This window comes from Bifidobacterium sp. (genome assembly GCF_051876855.1).
In the GTDB taxonomy this organism is placed as follows: Bacteria; Actinomycetota; Actinomycetes; order Actinomycetales; family Bifidobacteriaceae; genus Bifidobacterium.
This window is the reverse complement of record NZ_JBJEIH010000012.1, coordinates 1-1,448: the sequence shown is the minus strand read 5'-3', so window position 1 is coordinate 1,448 and position 1,448 is coordinate 1. Positions and strand designations below refer to the sequence as shown.

At 54.2% G+C, this 1,448-nt stretch carries 1 protein-coding gene; it reads right to left on the bottom strand.

Features of this window, described 5'->3' with window-relative positions; genetic code table 11:
- Positions 1–1,031: 1,031 nt before the first annotated feature.
- A complete protein-coding gene (locus tag ACI38B_RS00420; protein WP_439729067.1) occupies positions 1,032–1,397 on the bottom strand; it encodes a DUF1304 domain-containing protein in 366 nt (121 codons plus the stop codon).
- Between the last annotated feature and the right edge of the window lie 51 nt (positions 1,398–1,448).

Here is a 1,448-nt window from a genome sequence, read left to right as displayed (position 1 = left end):
GTTGTGATTGTCTGCGTCGTAATCGCCCGCTGTCGTAATCGCCCGCATCTGTGTTGTGCCGCTCTGCGTGCTCATCATCCGTACACTGATTGTGAGCCGCCACTCACAATCAGTGTGCGGGATGTTGCTCAGCGGTCGATTGTCGTCGCTCTTGTCGTTGGTTGTGAGTGGCGGCTCACAGCCAATGGTGTGGAATCTCGTCCGGCGGTCGATTGTTGTCGCCCTGATTGTTGGTTGTGAGTGGCGGCTCACAGCCCGGGGGTTGAGCAGTGCCTTTCAGTAGTCGCTTCTCTATTCGTGTTGTTGGTTGTGAACGACGACTCACAACCAGTCGTAATCTGTCGTGTCAGTGTGGGGAGGAACGTCATCAACGTGTTTGGTTGTGAGTGGCGGCTCACAACGTGGGTGCAGTGGATCCCAACCTATGGCTGTTCTGTTCGTTCGCGTTGCAGATTGTGAGTTGCGGCTCACAACCAATGGTGTGGAATCTCGTCCGGCGGTCGATTGTTGTCGCTCTTGTCGTTGGTTGTGAGTGGTGGCTCACAGCCAGGTGGTTGAGCAGTGCCTTTCGGTAGTCGCTTCTCTATTCGTGTTGTTGGTTGTGAGCGACGACTCACAACCAACAACAAAGAGAAGCTGTTCGCGGTCGTCATTGATTGTGTCGTGTTATCGATTGTGAGTGACGACTCACAACCAGGACAGAGGCGCGGTCAGCACCTCCCAATTGTGCGGTGCATGCCGGCTTGGTGTGAGCCATCGCTCACAATCAACATGGGGATGGGACCTTGATGGACTTAAATTCGTCAAGCTTGCAGTTGATCAAAGCCCCATCGGTCATTGTTTCGATTTATCAAGATCCCGATTATCCGAGACTTAGCCGTGCGAGTCAAACCCCGCCTTGGGTTCTGGCCGGTTCGGGCTCCAGCCGACCAGAACCCAGCTTGCACGGTTTTGCCCAATCTGAGTCTCGCCATGCCCGAGCCCGTTGGAATCAATAGCTCAGCATCAGAGACAATACGTCAATCCGCCGCTCATACTCCAAAAATGAGCGTGAACACCAAAGCGACAATCGCGAGTCCGCCTTGCTTCAGAATAATCCACGGGCTACTGGTGAAACTGCCATATGCGGCGACGGCGATGATGTACCCCAAGAGCCACGCGACCGCCGCCTGCGAGTGGTATGCGAACAGCGCAATCAGCAACAGTACGCCGATCAGCAGGTTGTACACGCCCTGGTTGCGGAACAGCGTTGTCACAGAATCGCGCGACAGTTCCTCGTGCGTCATGCTGAATACGCGCCCCGTCGAGGACGATGTAGTCGCGATGGTCTCCAAGTAGAAGATGTACATGAATTCAAGAGATACCAAGGTCACGAGGACCATGCTGACAATGTGCATGACACTACTTCTTTCTCATGTTTCTTATGATTGCGTGTGAGACGGGTCGTT

Bases quoted from the DNA above. Each gene is read 5' to 3' on its own strand.
- ACI38B_RS00420 (WP_439729067.1), bottom strand. From the start codon at position 1,397: ATGCACATTGTCAGCATGGTCCTCGTGACCTTGGTATCTCTTGAATTC.